Below are 16075 nucleotides of genomic sequence, written 5' to 3' on the forward strand. Positions count from 1 at the left end.
TGACAATGGGGTCCACCTTATAATTTCATCATATTACAATCGACTGTTTATGGAATTATGAGTATTACTTGGCAAACAAGTTACGTCCACAAATTATTTCATCAGTTGAAGCCAAAGTTGCCTCATAGATCATTTTGTTACGCTTATTCATCAAGGACTTCCCCAATAACATCGGTTGAATACTCTAATTGTAACCCAAGGCTTCACTAATCGCTAAATCACTATCGTATCACCAGAGTGTAAAATTGGAAGTCTCCTAGCGCCACTAATTTAGATGACCTAAATTATAGGGATTTACCATGCCATTCATAACCTGTTTACTTTATGATAATATCTTCATTAAGCATCTGAAACACAGGAGGAATAATATGGATATACAACACATGGTCTATTTTGTTGAAGTTGTAAAACAAGGAAGTATGACTAAAGCATCGGAAAAACTATTTATCGCCCAACCTACTATCAGTAAAACGATTAAAAACTTAGAGGATGAATTGCAATTAATTTTATTTGATCGAAGCAAAAAAAGTTTAAAACTAACAGATGCAGGTAAAATCTTTTTTGAACAATGTAATGAAATTGTAAATTTATACAAAGACTTACCAGTTGTGATGGATAATTTACTTGGGGTTAAAACTGGACATCTCAAAATTGGTCTTTCTCCAATTATGAATGTTAAGAAACTCATAAAAATTTTAGCCGATTTTCATAATTGCTATCCCAATATCACTTATGAGCTTATCGAAAATGGTGGAAAAACAATAGAGCAAAGTATTCAAATTGATGAACTCGATGTTGGAATTACTGCTTTACCTGTTGATGATCGTCTTTTTCAATCCTTTCCATTTTACGAAGAAGAATTAAAACTTGTTGTAAATAAAAATCACCCTTTAGCAGATAAAGAAAAAGTGTCTTTAATACAACTAGAAAATGAAGGCTTTATATTATTTAACGAAAATTTTTATCTGAACGACATAATAACTGACTCTTGTAAACGCGCGGGCTTTATACCTCATATTGTTTCGAAAATTTCTCAGTGGAATTCTATTGAACAAATGATTATTGCACAAATTGGTATTGGTATCCTTCCTAAAAGTATTATTGAAATGCTAAGTGACGATGTTCGAAGCGTTAGTATCGAGTCGCCATCTATTGTATGGCAACTTGGTGTGATATGGAAAAACAATAAATACATGAATTTTGTCACTAAAGAATGGCTTCACTTTATGCAAAAACAGCTGGATTCAAAATAGAAGATATCGCTTACATAGATAAACGTAATATCTATTATGACAAACCACTATTTTTGTAATAACATGTTCCGTCTTATAATGAGTATGTAAACAAAACGAGGGAGGAAGAATTAAGGATTTTTTAGAAGCAAAAGACAATAAGGAATGAAGCCGAATGTTATTTAAGTTTTTTAGAATTCTGTCACAGATTTCCATAATATTTTTAATCACCGCGTTAGGTAATAAGATACAAAGTGTGTTACACATACCAATTGCCGGAAGTATTGTAGGGTTAGCGACTTTCTTTTTATTACTTCAATTCAAAGTGATACCTGAAAGATGGGTTCAAGAAGGGGCTAATATATTATTAGGTACAATGGTTCTCTTTTTCATTCCCTCTATAGTTGGAGGTATGAACATCATTGAACAAATCAACCTTAATTACTTAATATTTATCGCTTTAATCATATTAGGTACATGTATTGTTGCGTTAGCATCTGGTTATTTGGCCGAAAAAATGGTGCAAAAATGGACACCTAACGAAAAGCATGATTCACCATGATTTTAACGGGCTTTATGATGGTTATTTTAACAATATGTATGTATGTCATTGCACGCTATATCCAGAACAAATTCAACTATTCCATACTGAACCCGGCACTGATTGCATCACTGGCAATCATCTTCATTTTAATTATATGCGGCCTTGATTATAAAGATTATATGATTGGCGGCCAATGGATTTCCAAATTTTTAGACTGTACCGTTGTATGTCTAGCTTACCCATTATATAAATATCGACATATGATAATGCGTAATCTTAAAGTCATAATGACCAGTGTGGTATTTGGTATTTTACTTAATTTTATCATTATCTATTTCGTTATGAATTTATTTGGATTTTCAAAACAAATGATTGTTACATTGCTGCCGCGTTCCATTACGACAGCAGTTGGAATTCAAGTATCCCACCAAATGGGAGGATTAGAAACACTTAGCATTATCTTTATTATAGCAACCGGATTAATAGGGAGCATATTAGGTTCTTCTTTAATAAAGATAGGTAACTTCCAAAGCTCAATTGCCAAAGGATTAACTTATGGTAATGCATCCCACGCCTTTGGTACCGCAAAAGCACTTGAACTGGATTTAGAGTCTGGTGCTTTTAGTTCAATTGGTATGATACTCACTGCCGTTTTAAGCTCAATATTTTTGCCTTTTATCATCACATTATTCTATTAATTCCTTGTTGAAGTAATTTTAAATAACGGTAGTGCACGTTAATCCCTTGATGCATAATTGAATACGCAAATTGGCACACTAAATCAAGAAAAATAAAGGAGTAAATGTATGTATGCCTAAAAAAATCAAAGCAAATCACGCATTAATCTCAGCCTTGAAAGCATGGGATATTGATCATGTATACGGAATTCCAGGAGATTCCATTGATGCGGTCGTTGATGGATTAAAAGTTGTAGAAGATGAAATTGATTTTTATCATGTTAGACATGAAGAAGTAGCAAGTCTGGCCGCCTCCAGTTTCACAAAACTGACTGGTAAAATCGGTGTGGCATTAAGTATCGGGGGCCCTGGAGCTATCCACTTAATAAATGGAATGTATGATGCAAAACTGGACAACATCCCTCAATTAATATTAGCTGGTCAATCTGACAGTGATGTTCTCGGTACAAAAGCATTTCAAGAAACAAATCTTACGGAATTGTTCAAAGATGTTGCTGTCTATAATAAACAGATTAAGGAACCGGAAACTATCTTTGAAACAGTAAATGAAGCAATTCGTACTGCATATGCCAAAAAGGGTGTAGCTGTGCTTGTATTACCAAATGATTTATTAACTCAAAAAATTGACGACCATACAGATAAAAAAATAGATAAGGAGCCACCTGCACCAAAGAAACCATCAGTTGAGTCTATTCAAGATGCAGCAAAACTGATTGAAAATAGTAAAAAACCTGTTATGTTAATTGGTTTAGGTACCAAACATGCAAAAAAAGAATTACGCATATTTATTGAAAAAGCAAAAATCCCATCGATTATTACCTTGCCTTCGAAGGGAATTTTACCGGATGATCATCCTTATAATCTAGGAAACCTTGGTAAGATAGGCACAAAACCTTCCTATCAAGCCATGCAAGATGCTGACTTGCTCATTCTTGCAGGAACCAATTATCCGTACGTCTATTATCTACCTGAGAAGGATATTAACTGTATTCAAATTGATAACGACCCTGATCTTATTGGTCACCGTTTCAATGTTGACGTCGGTGTCATTGGTGATAGTAAATTAGCATTAACTGCTTTAAATGAAACGATCAAACCAATTGAGGAACGCCCATTTTTACAAGAAATGCTAAAAAATAAAGAAAAATGGGATGGATGGATGAAAAAAGACAGGGAAAGTAACGATAGTCCCATTCGTCCAGAACGGTTAATGGACGCGATTAATAAAACAACTAATGATAAAACAATATTCTCTATAGATGTAGGAACCTCAACAGTATGGTCGACACGTTATTTAAACATTGGAGTGGATAATAAATTCTTTTTATCCAGTTGGTTAGGAACCATGGGATGTGCATTACCTGGGGCTATCGCTGGGAAAATTGCTTATCCCAATCGTCAAGTTGTCGGAATCACTGGTGATGGTGCCTTTGAAATGGTCATGCAAGATTTCGCAACAGCTGTACAATATCAATTGCCTATAACCATATTCGTATTAAATAATCAACAGTTATCTTTTATTAAATATGAACAGCAAGCCGCCGGAGAATTAGAATATGGGATTGACTTTAGTGATATAGATCTCGCCAAATTCGCTGAGAGCTGTGGTGGTATAGGATATACATTAAAAGATCCTAAAGATATTGATACAGTCGTCCAAACTGCAATGCAACAAACGAAACCAACCGTCGTTAATGTATACGTTGATCCAAATGCTGCGCCATTACCAGGTAAAATCGTACCTGAAGAAGCGAAGAACTATGCTAAATGGGCTTATCGTTCGGTAACAGAGGATAAGAAATTAGACTTTGACGAAATACCCCCAATATCTACAGCGATTAAACGTTTCTTATAATAATAAAAAGCTAGTATCATTAAGATGGTATGTAATATTCTAATGCATTAAATGGCAGACTATATTTATCAGTTAATCATATAAGAAGGATGAGAACAATGAACAACAGACAAAATACAACAGAAGTAATCCTAGTTGGTGCTGGAATCATGAGTGCAACTTTGGGAACACTTCTGAAAAAATTAGAACCGGACTGGCATATTACAATGTTTGAGAAGCTCGACAAGGCAGGAAAAGAAAGTTCCAATGAATGGAATAATGCGGGTACAGGACACGCAGCCCTATGTGAACTGAACTATACGACCGAAAAACAGGATGGATCTATGGATATAAGCAAGGCGGTCGAAATTAATGAACAATTCCAGGTTTCAAAGCAATTTTGGTCTCATCTGGTGGATGGAAATGTAATTCGTAATCCACAGGAGTTTATTCAGCCATTGCCCCATATGAGTTTTGTCCATGGGGAAGATAATGTAAAACTTTTAGAGAAACGATTTGAAGCACTTTCCAACCATCCATTGTTTCAAGAGATGGAGTTTTCTGACGACCCAGAAAGAATAAAAGAATGGATTCCTTTGATAATGGAAGGCCGTGCACCAGAAGAGTATATAGCAGCAACAAAAGTCGCTTCTGGAACAGATGTTAATTTTGGAGCACTGACACGCAAATTGTTCGACAACTTAGAGAATCAAAATAATGTGGATATCCATTATAATCATTCAGTAGATGATATCAAACGTATGGAAAACGGGTCATGGGAAGTGAAAGTGCACAATTTCGAAGACGATATGCTTGAATACCATACTGCGAATTTCGTTTTTATCGGCGCTGGTGGAGGTGCCTTACCTTTACTGCAAAAAACGGAGATTCCCGAAAGCAAGCATATCGGCGGATTCCCGATAAGTGGTGAATTCTTGGTTTGTAGCAATCCGGAGGTTGTAGATCAACATCATGTAAAAGTATACGGCAAAGAACCTGTGGGCACTCCGCCTATGACTGTGCCGCATATTGATCGACGATACATCCAAGGCAAAAAAACATTACTATTCGGACCGTTTGCTGGTTTTTCGCCTAAATTTCTAAAGACCGGCTCATATATGGATTTATTGGGCTCTATTAAACCAAATAATGTCATCACCATGCTGGCAGCAGGCGCTAAGAATATTCCATTGACCAAATATCTCGTCCAACAGCTGATGTTGTCAAAAGAACAACGTATTGAAGCGTTGCGAGATTTTGTTCCGAATGCTAAAAGTGAAGACTGGGATCTCGTGGTAGCTGGACAACGCGTACAGGTGATTAAGGATACGGAGGCTGATGGCAAAGGTACAGTTCAATTTGGTACGGAAGTGATCCATTCAAAAGACGGTTCAATGGCTGCATTGTTGGGCGCTTCGCCAGGTGCATCGACTTCCGTTTCGATTATGTTGGATGCCATCAAAAAATGTTTCCCACAATATTTAAAAGAGTGGGAGCCGAAAATTAAAGAAATGATTCCTTCTTACGGTGAGTCACTGGCGGAGAATCCAGAACTACTTCATGCGGTTTATGCTTCAAGCTCACTAACACTTGGTTTAGTGGATAAGAAGAATGAAAAGTAACCACTGTATAATTGAAAAACTTGTATGTAAAAGAAAGCACAATTTGCCTTTTTGACAGATTTATGCTTTCTTACTTTTTCTGCTGGGAAAGTCCTGTTATTTCCCTGGATTCCTTTACTGTGCCAACGTAGCTTAGTTTATATGCACCTTTCATTCTAATTATGCGAGCATTTACCATTGTTCCTTAACTAGCTGAAAGAATCTATTCCACGAACTGGTTCGGATTTGGAACTGCCACACTACTACTTTGCCAACTTAATTATATCAGATATTTCATAAACCATCTGACCTCACTTTATTTATCAAACTTCGTTCCTTTTAATAAATCTGCAAATGGGTTATTAATTGGTTCAGCTTCTTTATCTTTTTGCTCTGTTTCAACAGATGCAACAACACCTTGCTCATGCCCTTGAATATTGTGTTTATCCAATATTTCTTGCACCGTTTCTTTTGAATCATCTTTGACGTTCGCTTTGCCTTTATAACTTCCCTTTTCGGATGAAAATGTCGCTTCAACCTCATAAAAAGGTTTAGAAACAAAGTTTTCAATCTCTTTTTGACGCTGATAAATTAGGTAAACTAAGGTGGACCCCATTGTCAAGACACATATTTTATAAAAATAAGGTGGGGGGTGAGTTATCATTGTTTTCCCTTTCCCATCTTACTAACTAGCTCTTTCTTGTGTCAGGTTCTGTCAAGGGCGTATTTTCCCTTGACAGGTTCTGGCACAGGAAAGATAATTGCCCAAGATGGAAAGGATAACGGTACGGGCTACCCGAAATAAATAGATGCCGGTGTTTGATAATCTAATGATTGATGAGGCCGTTCATGATTATAAAGGTTCATATAATCCCTTATATTGCTTCTTGCCGCTCTTGGTGACCCATAGTCCTTTAAATAGACTTCTTCGTACTTAAGGCTTCTCCAAAAGCGTTCAATCATGATATTATCCAATGCCCGCCCCCTTGAGTCCATACTAATTTGTACGGATGGATGCTCTTTTAAAAGATTAATGTATTTTGGGCTGGTAAAATGACTGCCTTGATCACTGTTAAATATTTCAGGTGTACCGTGCGTGAATGCGTGTTGTACGGCATCCAGGACAAAGTCAATTGCCAACGTCTGATCCAGTTCCCAACTGATAATGTAACGGGAATACCAGTCGATAATGGCCGTTAGATACATCCAGCTATTATGCAAGCGAATGTATGTAATATCAATGCTCCAAACCTGGTTGGGCCGAGTAATATTCACTCCTTTCAGCAGATATGGATAAATACGGTGCTGTAGATTGCGTTTACTCAAATTAGGACCCGGATAAATGGCTTGTATACCCATTTCACGCATGTGACGCCGCACTCTTTTACGGTTGATATTCACTCCTTTTTTCTTTAGTATTTCAGCAATCCTGCGTGAACCAAAATACGGATATTTGGTATAAATCTCATCAATCCAATGTTTCATGGCAACCTCTTCCGGTGACGGTTGAACAGGCTTATAGTAAAGGCTTGAACGATTGATTCCGAGTAGTTTAGCCTGCTGGGAGATAGGCAGTTCCGGATCTACCCAGTCCACCATCTCCATCCGTTCCCGTCTAGTCGTGGTATATGCCAGATTTTTTTTTGATCCACGACAATTGCGTGGTTAACTTTCCGACTTCTGCATAGAGATTTTCAAGCTTTTCTTCATAGTCGGCTTTCATTTTTTCCTGGTCCTCATTCTGCTTGTTAAAGAGCTTCGGCATTTCTTGCAGGAATTGTGTTTTCCACTTATGAAGTTGGTTCACATGGATTCCGTTTTCCGAAGCAATTTGGCTCATTGGTTTTTCTTCCTTCAAGATTTCCAACACGATTTGTGATTTGAATTCTGGTGTATATCTTTTGCGTTTCATATACCTACCTTAACATCTCCTTTTTTCGTGTCTAAAATCTTGGGTCCATTATAATGAATTTCTTAATTGAGGGCGATAACCTAGCTTCTTTAGAAATATTAAAAAAAACTCATCGTGAAAAAATAGACTTAATTTATATAGATCCACCATACAATACAGGTAATAAGGATTTTACTTATGATGATGATATAGTTGATAAAGATGATGGTTTTAAGCATAGTAAATGGATCTCATTTATGGAAAGACGACTAAAAATAGCTAATAACTTAATTTCGAAAGATGGCGTAATGGTTATAAGTATTGGATATCAAGAGGTACATAATTTAGTACTTTTGTGTGAAGAAGTTTTTAGAGATAAACAAGTAGTAAGTGTAACTGTTCAGACTTCTGGTGGGAAACCTTCAGGAGGGTTTAATTATCTTCAAGAGTATCTGATTTTTGTCACTCCAGTAGATTTTGAACCAAATCCCGTTAAATTTGCAGGAGGAAATGATAGGAGCCCTTTTGAAGGATTAACATTAAGCACTTTTGATAAAACCCAACGACCAAATCAAACATATCCCATATTTATAGATGAACAAACACATAACATAGTAGGAACCGGCCTTTCTCTTGCAGAAAGAGTGAAAAATGGTAGTTTTACTGAGGAATTAAAAGATTTTTCCTTCGATTACAGTGAAGCTCCTCCTGGAACAGTAGCTTTATGGCCGGTCAGTAGTAAAGGTGCGGAATGTGTATGGAGGCTAATTTCTGATCGCCTAATGGAAGATTGGCAAAAAGGATATATTAAAGTTAGTAAAAATAGAGTAAAAAAACATCCTAATAAATTCAGTGTTCAATATTTACCCGATGGTGTAATTAACAAAATTGAGAACGGTTCATTAGAAGTTATAGGAACTGAAAAAGAGGCACCTACATTGATATTCGGAGAAAATAAAACAGTTGGATCTGGTATTCCTACAATATGGTTAGAAAAAGACTTCTTTACTAACAGGGGAACAAATTACTTAAAAGAAATATTTGGAGACAAACGATTTACTTATCCAAAACCTCTAGAATTCATCATAGAAGTGTTAAGAGCAACCTCTAACCCAAACAGCACAATTTTAGATTTCTTTGCCGGCTCAGGTACTACTGGACAAGCAGTTATGGAATTAAATAAAACTGATGAAGGGGGAAGGAATTTTATTCTTTGTACAAATAACCAGAACAATATTTGTAAAGAGGTTACTTATGAAAGATTAAAGAAAGTGAATGAAATCAATAAATACAACATGAGTCTTAAATACTTTGAGGTAAATTTCCTCCCAGTCAGGAATAGGTTTTACTATGAATACGCGCATGAACTTCTTAATAGTATTCGCGAATTGGTAGAGTTAGAGAATGCTATAAATTTCAGTGATGATAAGGAAAATTCTATTATCTTAACAGATAAAGAATTAGATGAATTTATTAAGGAAAGTGAATTATTAAAATTAACTAAAACAATTTACCTTGGAAATGATGTTTTACCAGATCGTGAGCAAGAAGATATCTTAAAGCAAAATGATGTTGCGGTAAACATAATTCCAGACTATTATTATAAGGATAACTGGGGGTAAGAGAGAATGTTGGTTAGTTTTCAACTTAAGGCAGTTGGTGAATTGATGGAAAGTATAGAAGATGAAAGCAAAGAAGTTATTTTTAAGAGTCCGACTGGATCTGGCAAGACGATAATGCTTTCACACTTTATGAGCGAATTTGGAAAGGGTAATTTTGGAAATGTCTTTGTATGGCTAACTCCAGGTCGAGGCAATCTTGAAGAACAAAGTAAAGAGAAAATGGATAAGTATATTCCTAACAGTCAAACTAAGCTTTTGAGTGATGTAATGGCAGATGGATTTAAAGAGAATGATTCTTGCTTTATTAATTGGGAAAAATTAACCAAAACAGGTAATACAGCATTAAGAGAAGGTGAAAAAGCGAACTTTCAAGAACATATAAATCGAGCACATAGTGATGGCCTTGAATTTATAATAATTGTTGATGAGTCACATCAAAACAACACCGTAAAAGCTAATGATATTTTAGAACTGTTTAATCCTAAGAAGATTATCCGTACCTCTGCTACTCCAAATAAAACTACTAAATCAACGGTTGTTGAAGTTAGTGAAGAGGATGTAATTGCAGAAGGCTTAATAAAGAAAATGCTTATAATCAATGAAGGTTTTGGTCGTTCAGTTAACATAGATAGTCAAGTTAATTATCTTCTTGATAGGGCGTTAGACAAACAAAAAGAACTAAAATCTGCTCTTCAAGAAGAAGGGTCTATAGTTAATCCCCTGATCATTGTTCAACTTCCAAATAATAGCGAATGGATGCAGGGTGAAGTAGAACGATACTTATCAACAAAAGATATAACCTACGAAAATGGTTTGCTAGGTGTTTGGTTAAGTGAACGGAAACAAAATCTTGAAAACATCGAAAGGCTTGATGCTCAACCTATTATAGTAATTATTAAGCAAGCAATAGCAACTGGCTGGGACTGTCCTAGATCGCAGATATTAGTAAAGTTAAGAGAAAATACTAGTGAGACATTTGAAATACAAACTATAGGAAGAATAAGAAGAATGCCTGAATTAAAGCATTATGGTAGTGATATTTTAGATTCCTGTTACCTATATACTTTCGATGAAAAATTCACAGAAGGTGTTAAGTTCCATTTTGGAAAAGGTGCGTTAGATGCAGTTAGACTATTTTTGAAAAAGGATTATCGGAAAGTGAGTTTGACGAGTGAACAAAAGTCGGTTCTGGGAATTTCAACAGACCCTAAACAAGCTCTTGACACAATGGCTCTTTATTATCAAAAGGCATATGGAGCATCTACTAGAAAACAAGAAAACCAAACTCGATTACGGACACGGGGATACGCCTTTTCAAATAATATTGTTAAAAAAACGTATACCGGAGAAGTACATACTTTAACAGCAAAGGAATTTGAAAAATTGGATAGTGTGGATATGATTGAACAACTAAATACACACAAGCATGGGCGAGAGTATCATAATAGAGTAGGGTCTTTGGGGGTTAAATTGAGTTTACCTTACGAGCATATGAATACTATTATACGACGACTGTTCGATAAAAATGTGAATTATCAACATAAAATACTGAACTTAGATACTAGGGATGTTTACGCTTTTGTTATAAATAACTTTAACAAATTAAAAGAGGATTTTCGCATTGCTATGTCAAGTCCGGAATATCAAAACCACCTTTCTTTACCAACGATTGCTGAGAAAGAGTTTCGTCTACCAAGAGAAATTCTATTTACTTATGATGGGAGCAATAGGTTACAGCAAGAATATGAAAGTAATGTTTATAAAGGTTACTTATCTTCAGCTGAATTCCGATCAGATTCAGAAAAATCGTTCGAAAAGTACTGTGAGGATTCAAATAATGTTGACTGGATTTATAAAAATGGGGATAAAGGAAATGAGTATTTTTCCATTGTGTATTTAGATAACTCTGGAAACCAAAGGACGTTTTACCCTGATTATGTTATTTCATCAAACGGAGAAATGTGGGTAATAGAAACCAAAGGTGGATTTAATAGAAGTGGTGAATCGGAAGATATAGATCAGTTTTCTCCTAAAAAATTTGAAATTTTGAAGAGATATTTGAATAAACATGATTTAAAAGGTGGTTTTGTAAGAAAAGACAAAAGTAATAATGAGTTATTTATTTGTATGGACAGTTACCATGACGATATCTCAAGTGAAGAATGGATGTTGTTAGATGAAGCCTTGGAAAAACACTCTTGATACATTGGAAGATATGAAAAACGCTAATTAGCTAAAGATATACTTGAAAGTTAATCTTAAGTTCGTAAAATAGTTTTAACTGCTCTAAAGTGCATATTGATCGTTACACATTACACATTTCAAAACCAGCATCTGGAAGTACATATGTTCTAATTATAGAAGCGATTGCAGTATCACCCAGAAAAGGACAATGCTGATGATTACGGGGCTGGAAGTACATGAATGGCATGATGTAAGAGCTGTCATAAACCCATTATAGATAAAGGATTTGGCTCTTATATATGTCTGAATCCAAAAAGCCTCTAATTGGTTCACTAAAACTTATGGGAGTTTTATTCTGCCATAAACATTTTATAGTAAATACAAAAAGCTATTTTATTAACCTTTTAATGAAACTTTAATATTTATTAGTAAAAAGGAGCATTCATAATGAGATTAAAATCTGTGAGTATCCAAAATTATAGAACATTTGAGAATGTCACAATTAACTTTTCTGATTATGGTGTCATGGTTGGTGCCAATAATTCGGGTAAAACTAGTGTTTTTTCTCTACTAGATAAAATTTTAAATCCCTTTAAAAGTCTTTATTATAGTGATTTTGAAGTCAGTGACTTCAGGAATTTAGACGAATCATTAGTAGTAGATATGGTATTTGATTATTTAAGTGAGGCACATTTAAGCGAGTTTAAATTTTACCTTAAACGAATTGAACTTGAAGAATCTCAGCCAGAAGAGGAAGGTATACAAATTCATTTAAGGTATATGTGTAAATATGATACATCAACTGAGAGTTTTTCAAAAAAAATATTCATCATGGCAGAAGATGAAGAAATCCGTCTCAGCGAAAAACAAAGGAAACTATTTCCTTTTATATATAGGGGAGCCCAAAAAGACAATAGAACAGAATTAAAAATGGGAAGAAATACTTTTCTTAATCGTTTGGTAGGCACTATAGATATAGATAGTAAAGCCAAGGAATCAATTCAAAAATTAATTGAAAAAGCTTCAGATATACTTTCTGATGAATTAAAGGAGGTTTCTAAATTAATAGAAAAAAATTCAAAGCATGTTATAGATTATCCTGTGAACAATGAGGGAGAGGAAGAGGAAGAGGAAGAGGAAGAGGAAGAGCACAATATACGTTTTAATCTTTTGAATTTAGAATCAGATAAGCTTTTAAGTAATCTCGAAATATATATATTTGAAGCTTTTAAATCAGATTTCGAAGCTCTTACCAAACAGGGCTTAGGATATCAAAATGCCATTGTACTTGCAATTTTTAAGAGCTTTGCAACATCTGCAATAAAAGGGAATACGATTTTAGCATTAGAAGAACCAGAATTGTTTCTTCCACCTCATTCACAGCGAGCATTGGCTAGAGATTTTAAGCATTTATCTGTAGATAACCAGATACTTATAGCTACACATTCCCCTTCTTTCATGTTGAATACAAACCCTAGGGATATTATTATTTTGAGAAAGTCATTTAGTGGTAGTACAACAGTATCTCAATTTAATCAAGATGCTACACCAAAGGAGCTAGAATGGTTTAGCAAGAGAGTGAATGCTATAAATGGAGAGGCATTTTTTTCAAATGTAGTATGTTTGGTAGAGGGTGAAACTGAAGAAGGGGCTCTAAATGAGTTATCTTATAAATTGGATACAGAAAACTCTAGTTTTTCATTTGATAAATATGGGGTTACTGTTTTAAATTGTGGAGGAAAAACTAAAATAAAAGAATTTAATCGCCTTGTAAAATATTTTTCATTACCAACTGTAGCTTTGATAGATTTTGATGCTGATAAAAATAACTCCGAATTTGATAGGGATGAAGGCGAAATAGATACTTTAAAAGGAATGGTTGACGAATTAATTCAATTTCCCAGGGAACCAGAGTGGGGTGATTTTGAAGGGGTTCTAACTAAAAAAGCTCCTATTATAAATTTGTTAAGAATATTAGACGATCTAGAAATAAAAAAGCTTTTCTGTGGACAGCTGGTGAAATTAAACAAAGTCTTAAGTTTTGGAGAAGACACTAGTTTTATAAGACAGGTATCATCACAGGAAAACATTAATATATATGATCTTGTAGAAGTTAAAGAACATATTAAAGGTATAGACCCGTCTTATGTAATGACATGGTTTCGAGCTGCGATTAAAGAAACCTTGAAAAAGGAAAAATCAGCAATTACAGGTAAAGTAGTTGCCTCTAATTTAAGTGGAGCTGATATTCCAGATGATTTTGCTAGGGTAATAAGAACTTGTATTTATATATCTAAGAATCGCCTTAAGCAGGAACAGGAGAATATCAATGAATGACTTGAAAATTCAAGAAATCCTTGATTGGGAGTCTTCAGCAATGGTTTCAGCTGGTCCCGGAACAGGAAAAACTAAATTACTAATTAGAAAACTTGAAAAGTTTGAACAGGAAGGAAGACTTGACCCTTACGGTCAAAAAGTATTAGTTTTAACATTTAATAAAAAGGCTTCTTTAGAATTACAAACACGGATAGAGATGGCTGACATTGATGATCCAAGTTTTATTGAAGTTTTTACTTATCATGGGCTAGGACATAGGATTTTAAGTACTTATGGTCCTTTAATTGGTTTACCAAGTTCCTTAGTATTATTTCCACCTGATGAGAACAAAACAATAATCAAGGATTTAGAGACATATTATGAAGCCTATTCATTTAATTTATTCTATCAAAAATACGTTTCGATTTACGAAGAGGAAGAAAAAGAACGCTTTGTACAAAAACACGCACCTGGGTATGGAAAAGCTTTAGATATTTATTTACAACATAAAGTTGATAACGGTTACATAAATTATTCTGATTTAATATCAAAATGTATTGATTTATTGAAAAACAAAGAATGGTTAAGGAGAATTTTCCAAAACGCATATCCATTTATTTTAGTGGACGAATTTCAGGACACTGATCAAGTACAGTTCGAACTGCTTTCTTTAATTGGGAAAGGATCTAACGTACTTTCTGTAGCTGATGAAGATCAGGTTATTTATGAATTTAGAGGAGCGGAAGATCAAAATATTCAAAGGTTTATCGATGTATTTAATGCTAAAACATTTAATCTCTCTTATAACTATAGATCCACAAATAATATTGTCCAAGTTGCTAACTCATTAATAAGTTATAATGAGAATAGAAAGTCTAAAACCCCAATGCATACAAACAATAATGATGGCGAAAAAATTAAACTATACTTGAGTGAGGATGTTGATGAAGAAGTAAAAAAAATAAAAAGCTTGGTTTTACATTGGATTGAAGAAGGGGAAGGTAATTCTGCAGTTCTTCTAAGAGAAAGAGCCAACATGTGTAGTCAGATTATCTCTCGCGTTTCAAAATCCCTAGAGGAAGCTAATATTCAATATTATAGATTAAAACAAAATATGATAATTAATGATAAAGTTGTTAAGTGGGTTATTTCAGCATTATCTTTCAAAGAAGATCCTAGTCTATATTCGCTTGCAGGTTTTGTTATATATCTACCTGGTATAGGTGAAAAAAGTGTACAAAAAATATATGATTATATTGAAACTCACGGAGATAACTCATATAAGGATGTGGATATCTCAATATTTTTCACTAGGAAACAGTCGAATACTGTTAATAAAATATTAGATAAACTATTTGATTTAGAGGATATATTAGACGTATTTGATTATGATTGCGAAAAAGTTTATGAAGGTAAAGAAAGTGATTTCAAAAATAAAAAGAGCTTTTATAGAAATATACGTTCACTATTATGGAAAGAATCAAAGGGATCTTCTAAAGCATTGGTAAGAAATTATGAGTATATGCTTGATATCAGTAATTTATTAAAATTAGCCAAAAATGAAGTGTTTATTGGCACAATACACCAAGTTAAAGGATTACAATTTGATAACGTCATTATTGCGGGGGTAGCTGGTGGTTACTTTCCTAAAATAGGAAGAGGGTTAGAGAATTCAATTCAAGAAGAGCGACGTTTGTTTTATGTAGGCATTACTCGTGCACAAAAAAACTTATGTATTGCAGCGTCAAGGCAATGGTATAATCCTATTGAACAGAATGCTGAGAGGTTGAGTATATCTCCCTTTTTACGTGAACTTGACAAAGAACATGTAACTATCGAATAACATTTTGCTTAGATACTTCAATTAACATGTATTACTTTAATACAACATCCATGAATTATTCGACCACCACCTTAACAAAAGGAAGCACTGGAAGATCTTCTTATATTAAAAAGGTTTATGTGAGGTTTTAAAACCTCACATAAACCTCACAAATTTCAATGAAAACACGAAAATGAGCGAAGACAAGTTCGTGTTTTTGGGTTTCTAATAATACATAGGGATAAAAATAATGTATTAACGAAACGCTAAATAAACTTATCAAGTACGGGCGGCATGATGTAACCATGCTTTAGCGTCCATTAATGTAATG

11 protein-coding genes are annotated in these 16075 nt (G+C 34.4%); 9 read left to right on the forward strand and 2 right to left on the reverse strand.

All coding sequences use genetic code 11. The annotated features are described in order from the left end of the window. Positions 1-368: 368 nt before the first annotated feature. The 5 genes from cidR (at position 369) to ON01_RS02795 (ending at position 5930) form a co-directional block, all read left to right on the forward strand. Positions 369-1253 carry a cidABC operon transcriptional activator CidR gene (gene cidR / locus ON01_RS02775; RefSeq protein WP_010529476.1) on the forward strand — a complete coding sequence of 295 codons (885 nt, stop codon included), beginning with the start codon at positions 369-371 and terminating at the stop codon, positions 1251-1253. A 154-nt stretch (positions 1254-1407) separates the two neighbouring features. After that, entirely contained in the window at positions 1408-1794 is a 387-nt protein-coding gene (locus ON01_RS02780) for a CidA/LrgA family protein (protein ID WP_010529477.1), read from the forward strand. Continuing rightward, a complete protein-coding gene (locus ON01_RS02785; RefSeq protein WP_008592735.1) occupies positions 1791-2474 on the forward strand; it encodes an LrgB family protein in 684 nt (227 codons plus the stop codon). Before ON01_RS02780 ends, ON01_RS02785 begins: the two co-directional genes overlap by 4 nt. A 112-nt stretch (positions 2475-2586) precedes the next feature. Continuing rightward, positions 2587-4329, forward strand: coding sequence for a pyruvate oxidase (locus ON01_RS02790; RefSeq protein WP_010529478.1), 1743 nt, complete (start codon positions 2587-2589; stop codon positions 4327-4329). 98 nt (positions 4330-4427) lie between these two features. Beyond that, entirely contained in the window at positions 4428-5930 is a 1503-nt protein-coding gene (locus tag ON01_RS02795; protein WP_010529479.1) for a malate:quinone oxidoreductase, read from the forward strand. Between the two features lie 295 nt (positions 5931-6225). Here the strand turns inward: ON01_RS02795 and ON01_RS02800 are convergent, their stop codons facing one another. Together ON01_RS02800 and ON01_RS02805 are read right to left on the reverse strand one after the other, a co-directional pair. Continuing rightward, positions 6226-6573 (reverse strand): DNA topoisomerase, encoded by a 348-nt coding sequence (locus ON01_RS02800; protein ID WP_083838334.1) that lies wholly within the window; start codon positions 6571-6573, stop codon positions 6226-6228. A gap of 128 nt (positions 6574-6701) precedes the next feature. Further along, a protein-coding gene (locus ON01_RS02805) for an IS3 family transposase (protein WP_138919703.1) occupies positions 6702-7821 on the reverse strand; the annotation gives its coding sequence in 2 pieces (ribosomal slippage) (positions 6702-7554 and positions 7553-7821; 1122 coding nt in all). Positions 7822-7874: 53 nt separating this feature from the next. On the opposite strand from ON01_RS02805, the gene ON01_RS02815 reads away from it, so the two are divergent. The 4 genes from ON01_RS02815 to ON01_RS02830 all read left to right on the forward strand — a co-directional run bounded on the left by ON01_RS02815 (position 7875) and on the right by ON01_RS02830 (position 15765). Further along, complete coding sequence (locus ON01_RS02815) at positions 7875-9422, forward strand: site-specific DNA-methyltransferase (RefSeq protein ID WP_010529481.1); 1548 nt, start codon at positions 7875-7877, stop codon at positions 9420-9422. Positions 9423-9428: 6 nt separating this feature from the next. Continuing rightward, positions 9429-11624 carry a DEAD/DEAH box helicase family protein gene (locus ON01_RS02820; RefSeq protein WP_010529482.1) on the forward strand — a complete coding sequence of 732 codons (2196 nt, stop codon included), beginning with the start codon at positions 9429-9431 and terminating at the stop codon, positions 11622-11624. A 429-nt stretch (positions 11625-12053) separates the two neighbouring features. After that, positions 12054-13943, forward strand: a complete 1890-nt coding sequence (locus ON01_RS02825; RefSeq protein ID WP_010529483.1) for an ATP-dependent nuclease — start codon at positions 12054-12056, stop codon at positions 13941-13943. Next, positions 13936-15765 (forward strand): ATP-dependent helicase, encoded by a 1830-nt coding sequence (locus ON01_RS02830; RefSeq protein ID WP_010529484.1) that lies wholly within the window; start codon positions 13936-13938, stop codon positions 15763-15765. The genes ON01_RS02825 and ON01_RS02830 overlap by 8 nt, the downstream gene beginning before the upstream one ends. The last annotated feature ends 310 nt before the right edge of the window (positions 15766-16075 follow it).

The organism is Lentibacillus jeotgali, assembly GCF_000224785.1.
In the GTDB taxonomy this organism is placed as follows: domain Bacteria; phylum Bacillota; class Bacilli; order Bacillales; family Amphibacillaceae; genus Lentibacillus; species Lentibacillus jeotgali.

Coding starts and splice junctions, on each gene's coding strand:
- cidR (WP_010529476.1), top strand. CDS start 369: ATGGATATACAACACATGGTCTATTTTGTTGAAGTTGTAAAACAAGGA.
- ON01_RS02780 (WP_010529477.1), top strand. CDS start 1,408: ATGTTATTTAAGTTTTTTAGAATTCTGTCACAGATTTCCATAATATTT.
- ON01_RS02785 (WP_008592735.1), top strand. CDS start 1,791: ATGATTTTAACGGGCTTTATGATGGTTATTTTAACAATATGTATGTAT.
- ON01_RS02790 (WP_010529478.1), top strand. CDS start 2,587: ATGCCTAAAAAAATCAAAGCAAATCACGCATTAATCTCAGCCTTGAAA.
- ON01_RS02795 (WP_010529479.1), top strand. CDS start 4,428: ATGAACAACAGACAAAATACAACAGAAGTAATCCTAGTTGGTGCTGGA.
- ON01_RS02800 (WP_083838334.1), bottom strand. CDS start 6,573: ATGATAACTCACCCCCCACCTTATTTTTATAAAATATGTGTCTTGACA.
- ON01_RS02815 (WP_010529481.1), top strand. CDS start 7,875: ATGAATTTCTTAATTGAGGGCGATAACCTAGCTTCTTTAGAAATATTA.
- ON01_RS02820 (WP_010529482.1), top strand. CDS start 9,429: ATGTTGGTTAGTTTTCAACTTAAGGCAGTTGGTGAATTGATGGAAAGT.
- ON01_RS02825 (WP_010529483.1), top strand. CDS start 12,054: ATGAGATTAAAATCTGTGAGTATCCAAAATTATAGAACATTTGAGAAT.
- ON01_RS02830 (WP_010529484.1), top strand. CDS start 13,936: ATGAATGACTTGAAAATTCAAGAAATCCTTGATTGGGAGTCTTCAGCA.